We start from the raw sequence: 1,061 nt of genomic DNA, 5'->3' as shown, positions 1-1,061 counted from the left end.
CACGTGCTGGTCGAATGATCGAAGCATCAGCGGCACCGGACGTCGCTTTCTGGATCGATGCGATTGGCCGGCTGGTGGTGGCGACCGCGGCCGGGATGGTGCTCGGCTGGGAACGCTCGCGTGAGAACCGGCAGATCATGGGCCTGCGGACGCTGGGTCTGGTCGGTCTGGCGAGTTGCATCGCCGTTCAGGCGATCGTGCATAGTGGCTTGCCGAACGTGAACGCCGATGCCGCAGGACGGGCGATGCAGGGCATTCTGTCCGGCGTCGGCTTCATCGGTGCCGGTGCGGTGCTGCGGGTCGGCCAGGGTCAGGAAGTGCATGGATTGGCGACCGCCGCGTGCATCTGGGTGACAGCCACGATCGGCGCGGCAGCAGGGTTGGCGGTGTGGCCGCTCATCATCGGCGGGGTGAGCCTTGCAATGCTCGTCCTGTTCGTCGGCGCGCCGCTGGAACGCCGCATCCGCGAGCGAGCCCGTCTGACGCCGGCCGAGACCGACAGGAAGGATGTCGAGCGCAAGCCGTGATCGCGCTGGACCGCCCGGTGCCCGTCGGCGCCGGGAGGCGGCAAGGCGCTATCAGGACACAAGCGCGGCATCTGCCTGACGCCGGACTTCATCGGCGATCGGATGCAGTTCGGCCGCGGGTCGCTCGCCCACCACACTATAGCCGATCCCGTCGACCGCCCATGTGACCCGGCCCATGGTCCCGCTGGACGTGCTGGTCATGCTCGCGGTCTTGTCGATCTGCATGGGCCTCGTCAGCACCGCAAGTTTCGACGCTTGCGGTCCGTCGTAGAGGAGCAGTGCCGCAGGGCCGTGGGGCGTCGCGACCAGTCGCCCCCCGCCATAGCGATAGCCGGCCGTGCTGAGGTCCGGGATCGTGACGCGCTCACCCAATCGAGCGGAGGTCCATCGGATCAGCATGGCGCGCTGGTCGGGGCCGATCTCCGCCGGTCGTATCCGGTCGGCGGCATAGACACGGAAATTATCACTCGCCTCGTTGGCCAGCGCCGCGATGCCCGCGCGGGGTTCGCCGCTCCACCGCGCGCTCGACCAGCC

At 68.6% G+C, this 1,061-nt stretch carries 2 protein-coding genes; one reads left to right on the top strand and one right to left on the bottom strand.

Translation table 11 applies throughout. The features are described from left to right. A partial coding sequence (locus tag KZ820_RS21675) for an MgtC/SapB family protein (RefSeq protein ID WP_219750869.1) occupies positions 1-527 on the top strand: 527 nt, incomplete at its 5' end. A gap of 51 nt (positions 528-578) precedes the next feature. Here the strand turns inward: KZ820_RS21675 and KZ820_RS21670 are convergent. Further along, positions 579-1,061 (bottom strand): anti-sigma factor (locus KZ820_RS21670; protein ID WP_219750868.1); only part of this gene is annotated, 483 nt, incomplete at its 5' end.

It is taken from the genome of Sphingomonas citri, assembly GCF_019429485.1.
GTDB classification, from domain to species: Bacteria; Pseudomonadota; Alphaproteobacteria; order Sphingomonadales; family Sphingomonadaceae; genus Sphingomonas; species Sphingomonas citri.
Note: the sequence above shows the minus strand (reverse complement) of the source record. Positions and strands in the feature narration are given on the sequence as shown.